Origin of the sequence: Bacillus sp. FSL E2-8887, assembly GCF_038007205.1 — a bacterium.
In the GTDB taxonomy this organism is placed as follows: domain Bacteria; phylum Bacillota; class Bacilli; order Bacillales; family Bacillaceae_G; genus Bacillus_A; species Bacillus_A mycoides.
In genome coordinates this window covers 753,018-767,486 of sequence record NZ_JBBOWS010000001.1, presented here as the reverse complement: position 1 = coordinate 767,486, position 14,469 = coordinate 753,018, and the positions used below count along the sequence as shown (strand labels likewise).

At 32.7% G+C, this 14,469-nt stretch carries 15 protein-coding genes and 1 pseudogene; 7 read left to right on the top strand and 9 right to left on the bottom strand.

Annotation, left to right across the window (positions count from 1 at the left end; translation table 11 throughout):
* Positions 1-3: 3 nt before the first annotated feature.
* The 4 genes and pseudogenes from NSQ08_RS03720 to NSQ08_RS03705 form a co-directional block, all read right to left on the bottom strand.
* Positions 4-420 carry a hypothetical protein gene (locus NSQ08_RS03720; protein ID WP_340771682.1) on the bottom strand — a complete coding sequence of 139 codons (417 nt, stop codon included), beginning with the start codon at positions 418-420 and terminating at the stop codon, positions 4-6.
* 122 nt (positions 421-542) lie between these two features.
* A complete protein-coding gene (locus NSQ08_RS03715) occupies positions 543-977 on the bottom strand; it encodes a hypothetical protein (RefSeq protein WP_340771679.1) in 435 nt (144 codons plus the stop codon).
* A gap of 163 nt (positions 978-1,140) precedes the next feature.
* Positions 1,141-1,785 carry a response regulator gene (locus NSQ08_RS03710; RefSeq protein WP_016093159.1) on the bottom strand — a complete coding sequence of 215 codons (645 nt, stop codon included), beginning with the start codon at positions 1,783-1,785 and terminating at the stop codon, positions 1,141-1,143.
* Positions 1,775-2,975 (bottom strand): annotated as a pseudogene (locus NSQ08_RS03705) (sensor histidine kinase). The gene NSQ08_RS03710 and the pseudogene NSQ08_RS03705 overlap by 11 nt, the downstream one beginning before the upstream one ends.
* Positions 2,976-3,336: 361 nt before the next feature.
* Here NSQ08_RS03705 and NSQ08_RS03700 point away from each other — a divergent pair.
* The 4 genes from NSQ08_RS03700 (at position 3,337) to NSQ08_RS03685 (ending at position 6,793) form a co-directional block, all read left to right on the top strand.
* Positions 3,337-4,329, top strand: a complete 993-nt coding sequence (locus NSQ08_RS03700) for a zinc-dependent alcohol dehydrogenase family protein (RefSeq protein ID WP_340771673.1) — start codon at positions 3,337-3,339, stop codon at positions 4,327-4,329.
* A gap of 161 nt (positions 4,330-4,490) precedes the next feature.
* A complete protein-coding gene (locus NSQ08_RS03695; protein WP_002087217.1) occupies positions 4,491-5,171 on the top strand; it encodes a FadR/GntR family transcriptional regulator in 681 nt (226 codons plus the stop codon).
* A 76-nt stretch (positions 5,172-5,247) separates the two neighbouring features.
* Positions 5,248-6,432, top strand: a complete 1,185-nt coding sequence (locus NSQ08_RS03690) for an MFS transporter (protein WP_340771669.1) — start codon at positions 5,248-5,250, stop codon at positions 6,430-6,432.
* Positions 6,433-6,487: 55 nt separating this feature from the next.
* Entirely contained in the window at positions 6,488-6,793 is a 306-nt protein-coding gene (locus NSQ08_RS03685) for a hypothetical protein (protein ID WP_340771666.1), read from the top strand.
* A 560-nt stretch (positions 6,794-7,353) separates the two neighbouring features.
* On the opposite strand, the gene NSQ08_RS03680 is transcribed toward NSQ08_RS03685, so the two are convergent.
* The 4 genes from NSQ08_RS03680 to NSQ08_RS03665 form a co-directional block, all read right to left on the bottom strand.
* A complete protein-coding gene (locus NSQ08_RS03680) occupies positions 7,354-7,665 on the bottom strand; it encodes a YbjQ family protein (RefSeq protein WP_000637510.1) in 312 nt (103 codons plus the stop codon).
* Between the two features lie 138 nt (positions 7,666-7,803).
* The gene (locus NSQ08_RS03675; protein ID WP_061674059.1) at positions 7,804-8,007 is read right to left on the bottom strand and encodes a DUF4028 family protein; all 204 of its coding nucleotides are present in this window, start codon (positions 8,005-8,007) and stop codon (positions 7,804-7,806) included.
* A gap of 164 nt (positions 8,008-8,171) precedes the next feature.
* Positions 8,172-8,702, bottom strand: coding sequence for a general stress protein (locus NSQ08_RS03670; RefSeq protein WP_002011077.1), 531 nt, complete (start codon positions 8,700-8,702; stop codon positions 8,172-8,174).
* A 36-nt stretch (positions 8,703-8,738) separates the two neighbouring features.
* Positions 8,739-8,879 (bottom strand): hypothetical protein, encoded by a 141-nt coding sequence (locus NSQ08_RS03665; RefSeq protein WP_002011076.1) that lies wholly within the window; start codon positions 8,877-8,879, stop codon positions 8,739-8,741.
* Between the two features lie 222 nt (positions 8,880-9,101).
* Between NSQ08_RS03665 and NSQ08_RS03660 the strand changes: the two genes are divergently transcribed.
* The 3 genes from NSQ08_RS03660 (at position 9,102) to NSQ08_RS03650 (ending at position 13,122) form a co-directional block, all read left to right on the top strand.
* Positions 9,102-9,353, top strand: coding sequence for a hypothetical protein (locus tag NSQ08_RS03660; RefSeq protein WP_002011075.1), 252 nt, complete (start codon positions 9,102-9,104; stop codon positions 9,351-9,353).
* 204 nt (positions 9,354-9,557) lie between these two features.
* Positions 9,558-12,248 (top strand): ATP-binding protein, encoded by a 2,691-nt coding sequence (locus NSQ08_RS03655; protein WP_340771655.1) that lies wholly within the window; start codon positions 9,558-9,560, stop codon positions 12,246-12,248.
* A 16-nt stretch (positions 12,249-12,264) separates the two neighbouring features.
* Positions 12,265-13,122, top strand: a complete 858-nt coding sequence (locus NSQ08_RS03650) for a CheR family methyltransferase (protein ID WP_002140680.1) — start codon at positions 12,265-12,267, stop codon at positions 13,120-13,122.
* 39 nt (positions 13,123-13,161) lie between these two features.
* Here NSQ08_RS03650 and NSQ08_RS03645 read toward each other — a convergent pair whose 3' ends face one another.
* A complete protein-coding gene (locus NSQ08_RS03645; RefSeq protein ID WP_098636866.1) occupies positions 13,162-14,304 on the bottom strand; it encodes a fused response regulator/phosphatase in 1,143 nt (380 codons plus the stop codon).
* Between the last annotated feature and the right edge of the window lie 165 nt (positions 14,305-14,469).

Sequence of the window (14,469 nt, the reverse complement as noted above, 5' to 3'; positions counted from 1 at the left end):
TTACTAAATAAAAAGGAAATCATCATACCTTAACTTTACCGTTATACTTCCTTGATAGAAACCGCCCATTATCAACTGAATTTCTAGTACCAAATACTCTTCCAGATAATCATTTGTATATATTTTAAATTCTCCATACTTATTAACTCGTCCGCTTCCAACATACATATCACTACTTGTTATGACAATTGTTGAATGGGGTTCTGCACGGCCCAATATACGATTATTACTATAGTCCAAAGCATCCACATTTATTTTTTGATGAATATTATTAACTGAATCTCTACATTTATTTTCACACAAATTAACATTGCTTTCTTCAGCCCTCGATAGCGCTCGATTCCTACTAGTCTTTTCTGAAGAGAAAGCAACATTCCCCAGCCAACTAAACCTATCAAATGTAGTAATAAGTAGAAACATCTACGTTAACTCCCCCATTCTTCCAATACTTCCATCTCATTTTTTATCAACTACGGTCTTTTAATGAACTTACAGCAATACGTTTTATGTTGAGGTAAAAGAAAATAGCTTTGGTTTTCCATTCAATTTCGCACTGTTAATTTGTACAGAACACATAGCATACTGTTTTTCACCCCAGATGTAATGACAACACCACACAAAAGAAACCACGATCCATTAAATGTAAATCCACCTTCAAATATATTAATAATAATTATGTTGCCAATTATTAAGAGAATCCATGAAATGGAATACTGTTTTCCATTTGTAATATATAAAATTCCATCCTCATAACAGACTGTAATTCCCCCACCTTGCCAAACACCAATAGCGAAAGAAATAAGCGTAACTGCCAGTAACTCTGCTTGTAAATCCCTAGTCATTTGTTGCGGCGCCGTATAAGTAATAATCCCTATCATCATGAGAAAAGTTATAATATCTATCCAGTTTAATTTTCTTTGTTTGCTTTGCAGCCAAATAAAGAAAATTAATACAGGAATTAAAAGCAAAGTTTCCATTTAATTATTCTTCTTCCTTTCCTACATTAGAAACGTCTATAATTGTAATGCAATTAGATTGTTCTTAAATCTCTCATACTTTCTGAAGCATAACATGAGAAAGAAATAAAAAAATCGTACAAAAGGGCAAGCCTATAATGTACGATTGGGCATATATAATGTTTTAAAAATGAATTAACTTCCTTTCAATAGATACAGCTACTGCTTCTGACCGTGAATTAACACCTAATTTATTGTATATATTTGTTAAATATGCTTTTACCGTTCGCTCAGCTATTCCCATATCAAATGCAATTTCTTTATTCTTATATCCGCGCGCAATAGCTTTCAGCACAAACAATTCTTTAACCGTTAAGTTATTTTCTGCAACCTTATCAGCATGTACTTCTTTCCTTTTATACTTCACTATCTTTTCCATAATATTTGGTTGTAGTAAAATCTCACCTCGAATAGCCGCTTCCAATGTTCGAAACAAATTCTCTCGATCCGTATCTTTTAGCAAATATCCTTTTGCCCCTAACTCAATTCCCTTTAACATTAATTCATCTTCGTTATAAGTAGTTAATATAATAATCGGCGTATGATTTTGTTTTTTATTTAAAGCCTCAATTGTTTCTAAGCCACTCATTTTAGGCATATTTAAATCCATTAAAATGACATCAGGTTTCTTTTTTTCTATGAAAGAAAGAGCTTCTTCTCCGTTTGCAGCCTCACCTATAATTTGAAATGAATCACTCGTTTCTATTATTAATTTCAGACCTTCTCTTACAACGAAATGATCATCTACAATTAATACGTTATGTTTCATGGCTATCTCCTTCTTTATTTATAGGCACTTGAATATACACTTTCGTACCTTTCATCTTTTCACTCAATATATGTATTTCTCCCTTAATCAATCGAACACGCTCATTTAGACCAATTAAACCATAATGTCCAGGATTCTTACCGATATATCTAGTGTCAAAACCAATTCCATTATCTTCAACTTCAATAGTAAGTTTTTCAAGATCATCGATATATTCAACATTTAAATTTACATCTGCTGCCTGTGAATGTTTTGCGATATTCGTTAAACATTCACTAATTACATATAAGCAGTGCTCTTTTACTACGCTTGAAATATACGGTGGACTTTGGATAGTAAATCTCACATTTATAGACGTAGCTTCAGAAAAACGTTGAATCTCTTCTTTTACTGCTCCATTAAATGAATTAGTAGTATGACGCAAATCATCAATATAAAGTTTGTCTCGCTCTTATCATAGTTTGTTTCATAATCTCTTGAGATCGTCCTGTATTCCCTTTTTGCATATGGGCATCTATCGCTTCCAATTGCATAATTAAGCTTGCTAAACCTTGCGCTAACGTATCATGTAAATCTCTTGCCATACGCTGCCTTTCATTAGCTAATGTCAATTCTTCCACTCTCATATATGCAGACTCTAACTCTTGAATATAGCTCTGTATACGATTACGTGCATCAAATTGCTGCTTATTAATATAAGAAAAAGGAATAATAATTGCTAACACTAAAAGAAACATAGAGATAAGAATAGCTAATTTATTCACACCATAATTGATACTAATTGCAGCACAAAATATTGCATACATAAGAGTAAAAACTGCCATTACTTTAAATATATTGTTATAAACATATAAACTTTGGGCGATTAAAATAGGAGTTAATCCAACAAAAATCGCTATCGAAGCATTTGTTGCAATAAACGCAGCCAAAAACACAATGAAAAGTTGTACAAAAAAGAAGTACAACAATTGCCTATTTTTTAATGAACTCGCATACCAATGAAAAATAGTATGAATAACAATGACTATTGTAAAGAAAAAACTATCCATAGAGAAAATATTATTACGAAATTCTAAAAGTACTGAAGCTATATATACGAGTGTAATCCATAAAATAATAAACCTTCTTGGAATAAATACCACTTCCAATACATTTGTATCCAAATCTATATTTAAACTTATTTTTTTCATATCTGACCTCCACCATTACATTATACAAGATGCAACTTACATTTTGATAAAGTGAAGGCTTTTACATACAGCCCGACTCCCACAAATAGCGGGATAAGTTACTTATTCCTCTTCATCCTCATTACCAAATACAAATATGAAATATTGTATATCGAAATGCATTGATGTTTATGTAAGATTATTATTCAGCAATCCATACAATGCTACATAATTAATGTATATTTTAAAAGTTTGCACAATCAAAATCTCCTCAAAGTATAAACGACGACTTTCTGTTCCCTTTTATTTAGTGCTAATGAAATAATCATTTAAACTGAAAATGCTATAATAAACCCAATCAAACTAAGGGGGAACAACTATCTTGCACGGAAAACACATTCAATTTCATGAGTTTGGTAACCCAAAAGATGTATTACAAATTGAATATAAAAATATAGAACCATTAATAGATAATGAAGTTTTCGTTCGTATGTTAGTTAGGCCGATTAATCCATCTGACTTAATTCCAATAACCGGAGCGTACGCTCATAGAATTCCTTTACCTAACATACCTGGTTATGAAGGTGTCGGCATTGTAGAAGATGTTGGCGCGGGCGTTACTAGAGACCTTATCGGTAAACGTGTTTTACCGTTACGCGGGGAAGGTACTTGGCAAGAATATGTGAAGACATCAGCTGATTTTGTAGTCCCTATCCCTGATTCCATCGATGATTTTACAGCGGCACAAATGTATATTAATCCCCTTACGGCGTGGGTCACATGCACAGAAACGCTAAACTTAAAACAGAATGATATTTTATTAGTAAATGCTTGTGGATCCGCTATTGGTCATCTTTTTGCTCAGTTATCACAAATTTTAAACTTCCGATTAATTGCAGTTACGAGAAATAATAAGCATACAGAAGAATTACTGCGCCTCGGTGCCGAATATGTAATAGATACTTCCACTGCCCCGCTTTATGAAACAGTTATGGAGTTAACAAACGGGCTTGGTGCAGATGCAGCGATTGATTCTATCGGGGGATCGGATGGAAATGAATTAGCTTTCTCCTTACGTCCAAATGGGCGCTTTTTAACGATCGGCCTTCTATCAGGAATACAAGTTAACTGGGCAGAGATTGTCACGAAAGCAAAGGTGCACGCGAATATATTTCATTTACGACATTGGAATAAAGAAGTATCACCATATAAATGGCAAGAAACGTTTCGTCACTTAATTCGCCTAGTGGAAAATGAGCAATTACGTTTCATGACAGTCCATTCTACATATGACTTAGCAGATGTGAAAAGTGCGGTTGATATTGTGCAGTCTGCTGAGAAAACGAAGGGGAAAGTATTTTTGACGAGTTATTAAATGCTATTGAAAGATCTATTTTGATTGATTTTTTCAAAATAGATTTTTTTATGTCTTATAAACCCTATTTTAGTATCACGGCTTCAACTACCTAAAAAATAACATTGTCAACAGAACTTAAATTGGTTATCATAAAAGCGAATATAACAGGAGATGAGCAGATGAATATAAACGAAAAGAAATCTTTTTCAAAAGTTTCTCGGCGGAAATTAGTCGATGAGGTGTTGGAACGTTTACAAGAAAAAATCTTTTCTGGCGAGTATGAAGTTGGTGATCGCCTCCCTACAGAGCCGCAATTAATGGAAGAGTTAGGTGTAGGGCGTTCGACGCTGCGAGAAAGTATAAAGATATTAGTACATGCCGGCATATTAGAAGTTCGACAAGGACAAGGTACTCGTATTGTCTCACTAAATACAACACAAGATTCATTTGAAAAACGATTGCAAGCAGCTAATATTAATCATGTGTATGAAGCAAGAAATATGTTAGATAAAGAAGTAGCTATGTTAGCGGCACAGCGCCGAAGTGAAGAGGATCTTTTATATTTAAAAGGACATTTGAATAAACGAAAAAATGCCCTTCAAGAAGGAAATTATGTAGCATACATAGATGCAGACATTCAGTTTCATCTAGCAATTGCAAAGGCGAGCAAAAACGAAGTTCTACTTGATTTGTATCAATCTTTCGTACCTGCCCTTCGCCACATTTTAAGCCAATTAATATTAAATACAGTGAACTATGAAGATAACTCTGAAATTCATGAAAAATTATTCCAAGCTATTTTAAAACAAAATGCCGAAGAGGCACGAACATACGCCGTTCAAAATTTGGAGCTGAAATAAGCTCCTTATATATTACACTTAAACATCAGATGATATACTCAATAACATCTGATGTTTATGAGAGGAGAAAATCAAATTGAAACATCAAGGACGAACTTATTTGTATATACTAGCACTATTTTTTGTTTCCATTAATTTACGTATCGGAATTACATCTATTTCACCTTTATTAGAAACCATCCGACAAGACTTAAATATAAGCAATTTTTCCGTTAGTTTTTTAACAGCTATTCCTGTTTTTTGTATGGGGACATTCGCCTTACTGACTGGGAAGGTAATTAGGAAATACGGGGCAGAAAAATCAATTATGGCTTGTCTTATTTTAATTGGCTTTGCTACATGTATGAGGGCTTTTACCTCTTCCATTTCCACATTATTCACGAGCTCTTTATTTATCGGCATTGGAATTGCACTTGCAGGTCCGTTACTATCAGGTTTTATTAAAGAAAAATTCCCTACGAAAATCGGCTTAATGATTGGAATATATTCAGTAGGCATGGGAACTGGCGCTTCTTTAAGTGCAGGATTAACGATTCCTTTACAACATGTATTAAAAGACGATTGGAATATGGCACTCGCTTTTTGGGGTGTACTTACTATAATCGCTATTATATTTTGGTATCCGGTTATGAAACGAAAAAAGAATACGAGCACACAAGATAAAAAGAATAATAGTTTACCTTTAAGAAATAAAAAAGCATGGTTGTTCACAATCTTTTTCGGACTACAATCAGGAATCTTTTATTCCATTACGACTTGGCTTGCGCCGGCAAATCAAAGTATGGGTGTGAGTAGCGAACAAGCGGGTACTCTTATAACTGTTTTTACAGTGATTCAAATGATATGCAGCTTTTTAATTCCAACATTAGCGGATATTTATAAAAACCGCGCACTTTGGTTATTAGGGAGTATATGCTTCGTACTCGCAGGTTTATCGCTTATGATTTATCCACTAACTACACCATGGATCCCTTCTATTTTACTAGGTATCGGGCTCGGCGGCGTATTTCCACTCGCTCTTATGCTACCGCTATATGAAACAAAAACTTCAGAAGATGCGAGTGCATGGACTGCTATGATGCAGTCAGGAGGATATATTATGGGCGGATTCATTCCTGTCCTAGCAGGAATCGCTCGTGATTATTTTGATGGTTATACGCAAGTTTTTATTATAATGGCACTTTTAAGCTTCATTTTATTCCTATTAACTTTAGTCATGAAGAAAAGGAAAAGAAATGCAGAAGATCTTGTCTCAGCTTAAATTCAAAATGTTAATATATGGTATAATTTAATTAAAAACGAAAGGAGCTTCTAACATGTGGTTCATTTCGGCAATCGCGCCTGTTGTAATAGTTGGTGGAATTGTAGTATTTGTAATTAAAAGATTGGAACATAAATATAAGAACGGAAAATTAGGTAAGAAAAAATCTCAAAAAGCTCAACTGTTATTAGATAGTTTAATACCTATGGGAATGCTTGTTGGCTGTATGATTGGTTTGATTTTCGGTATGTTTTTTCCGGATTCCTCACTACTTTCCATTAGTTTAGGATCTGGAATAGGCTATTTATTTGGTTATTTCGCCTATGAAATTTATAGCAAGACAGGTAATGATTTTTCATAATCCAAAAGAAATAAGTGAGGACAGTACATAGTAGCCATATACAATATGTACTGTCCTTTATTTTTGCATCAACACTATCACCTTCCCTTTCATATCCTATACACCTTTTGTATTGATTTCCCTCTCCTTATCTCAAATAACAATTTTATTATTTATCATAAAGTTAACACTCTCGTTAAACATATATAAAGATTGTTGTATTTCTTACTTTTCTCCTTGAAAACAATATATACTACATTTGAAATAAGCGGGTACGTCTGCTTATTATCTAAATTCCCGTGCAATACCCCCTCACGAAATGCTAGGAGAAATCCTAGCATTTTTTACAATAACGTTTGACGAAAAAGTTTTGGCACTTTAAACATATGTAAATTATAGTTTCTTTTCAACTTTATCACTTAAACCGTTATATCATTTGAGTGAGCTAGTACATCCGCCCTCATCTTATTTTTTCCACTTATAAAAATCCGTCCACTCTTCTTCATTTTAACTTTAATCACGAAACAAAAAAATCCCCTCAAAGCATAAGCTTCAAGGGGTGAGCCTGTATTTTTACTTACTTATATACGTACAGCTGTACCACTTACAGCAACCATTAACATTCCATCACGAACAACTTCATAATCTACGTCAATACCAACGATAGCGTTCGCACCTTTTTGTTTTGCAAGTTCTTTCATTTCATCCATTGCGATATCACGAGCTTCTTTTAGCTTGCTTTCGTAAGAACCAGCACGACCACCGACAACATCACGAACGGAAGCGAATAAGTCGCGGACAATATTTGCACCCATAATAGCTTCACCATTTACAATATCGATATACTCAATAATTTCTTTACCTTGAATTCCAGACGTTGTTGTTACAATCATGACTGACACTCTCCTAATAACTTATAGTTTTTTGATTAGCTTTCTTATGTCTTTATTATGACATGGAAAAAGTATCTAATCTATTGAATTACCTTACAGGAGTGTGACAATTTTGTAAGAATGAAACGCCTATTATTTTTAATAAAGCGCCTTTACATTCGGATACATAAACGATTCTCTATTTTCTTTCCAGTCCTTTTCTACTTCTTTAAAAGTTGGTCGCCCTACTTCTTCCTTGTTTTTCTGTTTACGAAACCATTTCTTCACATACTGATCTCCATTTTTATTTTGAACTGTACAAAGAAAACTATTACTACTATCCTTTACTATTTTTACAATCACGAAAAGACACCCTTCCCTTTTTAATATCATAATAGAACTTGATCTTTTACTATAAGCCCTTCCTCTCTTATAGTCATACGACTCCTCGGCCGCGCCAAAGTTGTAAGATCAAAAACGATATTCACTATGTTTACATTTTTCATCATTGATATGTGAAGTAAATATTATTTAAAGAAATCGGAGTTATAAGCATTATGCTTATCAAATATTTTATAGATTTCTAACTTATCATCTAATTTTGCATCTACTAAAATTAATATATTTCCATCGTAAATGTATTCTTCATATTTCTTAGCATGTTCTTCGGGAATTCCTAATCCGATAAATGCGCCTATTAAACTTCCAGCTCCTCCGCCAATACCGGCTCCTCCAATAGCTGCTGCGATAGGTCCCGCTGCTACGATTGGACCCATTCCAGAAACAGCAAGTATACCAAGACCTGTTAATAAACCACCAAGTCCACCTGCTACTCCTCCTGCCACAAGCCCTGTCGCTGAAAAGATATCCGCTTTATGTGCCGTTTCACTATTCACTTTTTCACCCGATTTTTCTTCCAGATGTTCAATTTCCTTTTGATCCTTCGCAATAGCTGAAATGTTACCCGCCGAGTATCCTTTATCTTTTAATTCATTAATAACGAATGCCGCATCATCAATTGTTCTAAAAATACCTACTATTTTTCTATCTACATCCATAACTATTAATCTCCTAAAGTTTTATATAATGTATCTTTATCTTTCTTCATTTCTGTATACACTAACCTTCTTATTAACATAACCATTTACGAAAAAAGCGAATAGTAACAGCATTACAAGCGAACTACTTAACAAGTAAATTAAATCAAATGTAATATCAATCATCATTTCATTCATGTATACCAGACTCCTTTTTATTTAAAGTAAAAGTATATTTTTATAGACTAGAAATCTTACAATTCATCTTCAGTCAATCTCTTTGTAGTATATGTATACCCTTCGTAACCCTTTCTAAACCTAAAAAACTATAATTATATTTTTTCTTATTTATATGTTTAACATTTTTTAAAACGGGTATGTTTATATTGTTATGCTTACTATATGGAAAGGAATATTTCGATGAATGCAATCCAATCTACTACTATTCTTTATAATGAAACACCTACAATAACGCAGATTCATCATTTTTATGCTTTAATGACAACATTTCAAACTAATTTATTTATAAGTAAACATGGAACACTTACTTCTATTAAAAGCTTAAGCACATTAATATCCTTTTTCCTTACTGTAAAAAAGAGAGAGCTTGTATTATTTATCTTTGAAGGAATAGATGCAAAAAAAGCTTTAAGCACACTCTTTCCTTCTTAAAAGTTTTATTATCCCCCTATTCCCTCGATCGTTACTTTTCATATATGTTTATATTTCAAAATGATTTCCTCTATTCAAAACGAGACCCCCTTATACAATAGGGGGATTTCTAGTTTGCCCTTATGAAAACTGATATAATATATATTACGTTTTTCATTCTTTACAATAGAAAACTTTTAATAACCTTGAAGGTAGGAATTTTTAATGAAATCGAAAGCAAAATTTAGTATTCGCTACAAAATTATGGCTGGTTATTTAGTTATGATTTTGTTCTTACTTATTTCTTTCATTATGTTAAACAATGAGATTTCCAATTTACAAAAATCTCGTAATTTTATTATTGATCACGATTTTAAAGTTCTTAATTTAACGAATCAAGTGGAGAAAGAATTGCTAACAATTGAAAATAAAGCGAAAGGATTTATTACTTCTAATAATGCAAATTACGTGCAATCCCTTAACACTGCGGAAAAGGATTACGAAAAACATTATCAAGATCTTTTTGCTCTATTAGAGGATAACCCCTCTCAGCAAGAAAAATTAAAACAGATTAATGAAAACATCAATAGTTGGATTAATAAAGAGATTCACCCATTAATTACAAATCACAATAGTAATAACATACAAGCAATCGACACGACTCAAATTCAGTCATTACAATCGCAGATAACTAACTTCCGTGGTGTAGAGGAGCAACTAACGAAAAAAAGAGCTGCACAATTAGATACTGAAAATAATAAATTAGAGATTTGGTTATACAGTTTATTGTTCTTACTTTCTTGTATTTCTATTATCATTTCACTCTATATTTCGAATTCCATTACAAAAACGATTAAAAACGTAATTCAAGCTATTAAATCCATTTCTTCTAAAGAAAAAATTACTGAAAGAATTCATGTAAACACGCGGGATGAAATAAAAGATCTTGCTCATACAACGAACCACCTACTAGACGAAATATCTAAAAGAGAGTGGTTACAAACCGAGCTTGCAGAATTAATTTTAATGTATCAAGGTGTACCTTCTATTGAGATGTTAGGTAAAAAAATTCTTAGTGGAGTTATACAAAAAACGCAAACCTCTTGCGGTGCATTCTATGTACGTGAAGAAATTGAAGAAACTGTCTACTATGTGAAGAAAGCTTCTTTCGCCGATCAAGGTTCTGATGTTGGAAAACAATCCATTAAAATGGGTGAAGGTTTAATTGGGCAATGTGCTTTAGAAAAACAAAGCTTTATTCTTCGAGAAATACCAGAAGAATTTCGTTATGTCACTAGCGGCTTATTAGAAATACGCCCTCAAAACCTACTAGTCGTCCCTATCTTATTTGAAGATGAAGTGATCGCAGTAATGGAGTTAGTAAGTGTAACTGAGATTTCAGACTTACATCAAGATTTAATTCAACAAACCGTTGATAACCTAGGTCTAACCATCCATAGTATTATGGGACGTATGCGAATTCAAACTCTTTTACATGAATCACAAGCAATGACAGAAGAGTTGCAAGTTCAATCAGAAGAATTGCAAACGCAAGCTGAAGAACTACAAATGCAAGCCGAAGAGTTACGAACAACGAATGAACAACTAGAGTCTAGAACTGAAGAGGCCGAGCAAAAGACAGCTGACTTACAAATTACTAAATCAGAATTAGAAGAAAAAGCAAGTGAAATATTACGTAGCTCAAAATACAAATCAGAATTCCTAGCAAATATGTCACATGAATTACGCACACCGTTAAATAGTATTTTACTATTATCTGAAATGTTAAGAGAAAATCATGATAATCATTTATCCGATGATGAAATTGAATTAGCAACCGTCATTCATTCATCAGGAAAAGATTTACTTACTCTAATTAATGACATACTAGATTTATCTAAAGTAGAAGCCGGAAAACTAGACGTCATTTTTGAAGCAACGAACATAAGTGACATGGCAGCAAATATGCATCAAAACTTTTTACATATAGCTGCACAAAAAAATGTCGAATTTACTATTGAAGACAGTGATATTATTCCTGATTTATTTTATACAGATGCAAAACGGATTGAACAAATTATTAAAAACTTATTATCCAATGCATTTAAATTCACGGAAAAAGGATCCGTCTCTTTACATTTCGATTCGATAGAAACAACCAATTTGAGTAATGAAATGCAGTCTATAAGTAATGATTGGATTACAATTTCAGTAAAAGATACTGGTATTGGTATCTCTAAAGAACAGCATCAACTTATTTTCGAAGCCTTTCAACAGGCAGATGGAGCAACGATTCGGAAATATGGTGGTACAGGCTTAGGATTATCTATTTGTAAAGAGTTTGCTAGATTATTGGGTGGTTGGATTACGTTAGAGAGTAATTTAGGAGAAGGCAGTACTTTCACAGTATATATTCCTAACCTTCCAAATGGGTTAAATGATATACAGTTATCCAAATTAGAAGTCGCAGCAACGATAGAAGATGTTATTCCTGCTGAAGTTATTGAGGAAACTATCGTGACGCCAGAAACAAATAACGTCTTCCAAGAGAAAACTATTTTAATTGTCGATGATGATCATCGAAATATATTTGCATTACAAAACGCATTAGAAAAACAACATGCCAACATTATTACTGCACAAAACGGCATAGAGTGTTTAGAAATACTAAAAAACAATACAAATATTGACCTTATTTTAATGGATATTATGATGCCGAATATGGACGGTTATGAAACGATGGAACATATCCGAATGAATTTAGGGTTACATGAAATACCTATTATCGCATTAACTGCTAAAGCAATGCCAAATGATAAAGAAAAATGTTTATCTGCTGGCGCTTCAGATTATATAAGTAAACCATTAAATTTACATCAACTCTATTCGGTAATGAGTGTATGGTTAATAAAATAAGTGAGGTTTAGTTTAAGTGGAAAATAAGTATTATAATTTTGATCCATCCGTAGATATGGATAAGCGTACGAACTTAGAAATTGAATTACTATTGGAAGCGGTATTTAAACTGTCAGGATTTGATTTTCGCCAATATGCTCGCACATCTATTTATAGAAGAATTTGTAATAGAATGCAGCTCTCTAATATCCCTACCATTTCAAAATTAATTGAAAAAGTAATTCATGAGGAAGGGTTTTTAGAACAGTTATTAAATGATTTCTCCATTAATGTAACTGAAATGTTCCGTAACCCTACTTTTTTTAAAGCGTTAAGAGAGCATGTTATTCCTGAATTAAAAAAGTATCCTGAAATTAGAATTTGGCATGCTGGATGTGCAACTGGTGAAGAAGTGTTATCAATGTCCATCTTACTTCACGAAGAAGGATTAAGTGAAAAAGCTGTTATTTACGCAACAGATATGAATACAAATGTGTTAGAAAAAGCAAAACAAGGCATCCTTCCGTTAAATAAAATGCAAACTTATACGAAAAACTATTTACAAGCTGGCGGTACACAAGCATTTTCTAACTATTATTCAACAGATAATCGTTTTGCTTATTTTAATCCATCCCTTTTACAAAACATTATTTTTGCGCAACATAATTTAGTAACTGATCAGTCTTTTAACGAATTTCATATTATACTTTGCCGTAACGTTTTAATTTACTTTACGAGTAAACTTCAAAACCAAGTACAGCAACTATTTTATGAAAGTTTAGGCCACAATGGATTCCTATGTTTAGGAAATAAAGAAACTCTTCGTTTTTCACATATAATGCCGCATTATATCCAATTTAATCCTAACGAACAAATCTATCAAAAAATACAATAAAAAGCGTATGAAATCCTATGTTTGGATTTCATACGCTTTTTATTTCGCATTCGTTTGTATCATAATTAGACACATATCATCTGATTGTGTTTTCTTCTGTTCTTCCTTATAAAACCCTTCTATCTCTTCTTCTAAATCTCCCCATTTTCTTTCTGTAAAAGCACGTAATTTCTCTTCAGACTCAAATTCATCATTTGCAATTGATTCAAGAACACCATCTGTAAATAATACAATTTGAGCGTTCTTCTCAAAAGGTATGACTGTCTTCTCGACTTTTATTTCATCAAAAAATCCTACCGCACAACTCCCGCGATTTAGTTCTACTACATTCTCTTCATCAACTAAAACGTATCCAGAAGGATGTCCTGCATTTACATATTCAATTGTTCTCTTTTCTGTATCAACTACTAAGTATATCGCTGTAAAATAATATGGAATATTGTCATTCTCATTATGTAAAAGAGTCATATATTTATTTAAGTCTTTAATGACAAGTTCCGGATCGATTAAACATTTAATCGATTCACGTAATACAGACGAAATAAACATACAAACTAATGAAGCAGATACACCATGTCCCATCACATCTAATAATATAATACCGTAGCGGTTTTCATCGATTTTATACCAATAATACATATCTCCAGCTAGTTTGAATGAAGGTAAGTAACTTGCTTCAATTTTTATATGATCTTCTCTTAATGGGCTACTTAATAAGTTTCTTTGTACTTGTGTAGCTAAATCTAATTCATTACGAAGGTTTTCTTCTTGTTCTTTATGCCAATTTAATTCCGATTTCAAGCGTAATGCTACACGCATACGCGCTAACAATTCAACTTTATTTATAGGTTTCGTAATATAATCCATTGCGCCTATATCAAGCGCTTCAGCTAATTTATTCGCATCTTCTAAAGCTGTTACAAAAATAATAGGAATATCTTTAAACTTCTCCTCGTTTTGTAATCGCCTACAAACTTCAAGTCCATCAATCTCAGGCATCATGATATCTAATAGTATTAAATCAATTTCATTATGCCTGGAAGAATCTTTTCCAAAATGGGTGTATTCGAAAAGCTCTTGTGCAGAATTAAGCGATACAAGATCCTGATATCCGGCTTGTTTTAAAATTTTTTCAATTACAAAGATGTTAACCGGATTATCATCGACAATTAAAATGGACACAAGTTATTTCCCCTTTTCTTATTTAAAATGTAAATCTATTATCATTCTCTATTTTTCTAGTATTGCATACTCAGTTATAAAATAAAAATTTCCTACTCATACGTATTTATACAGCAAAAGAACAAACCCCCTAGAAATGAGAGTTTGTTCTTTCACTCTATAAAG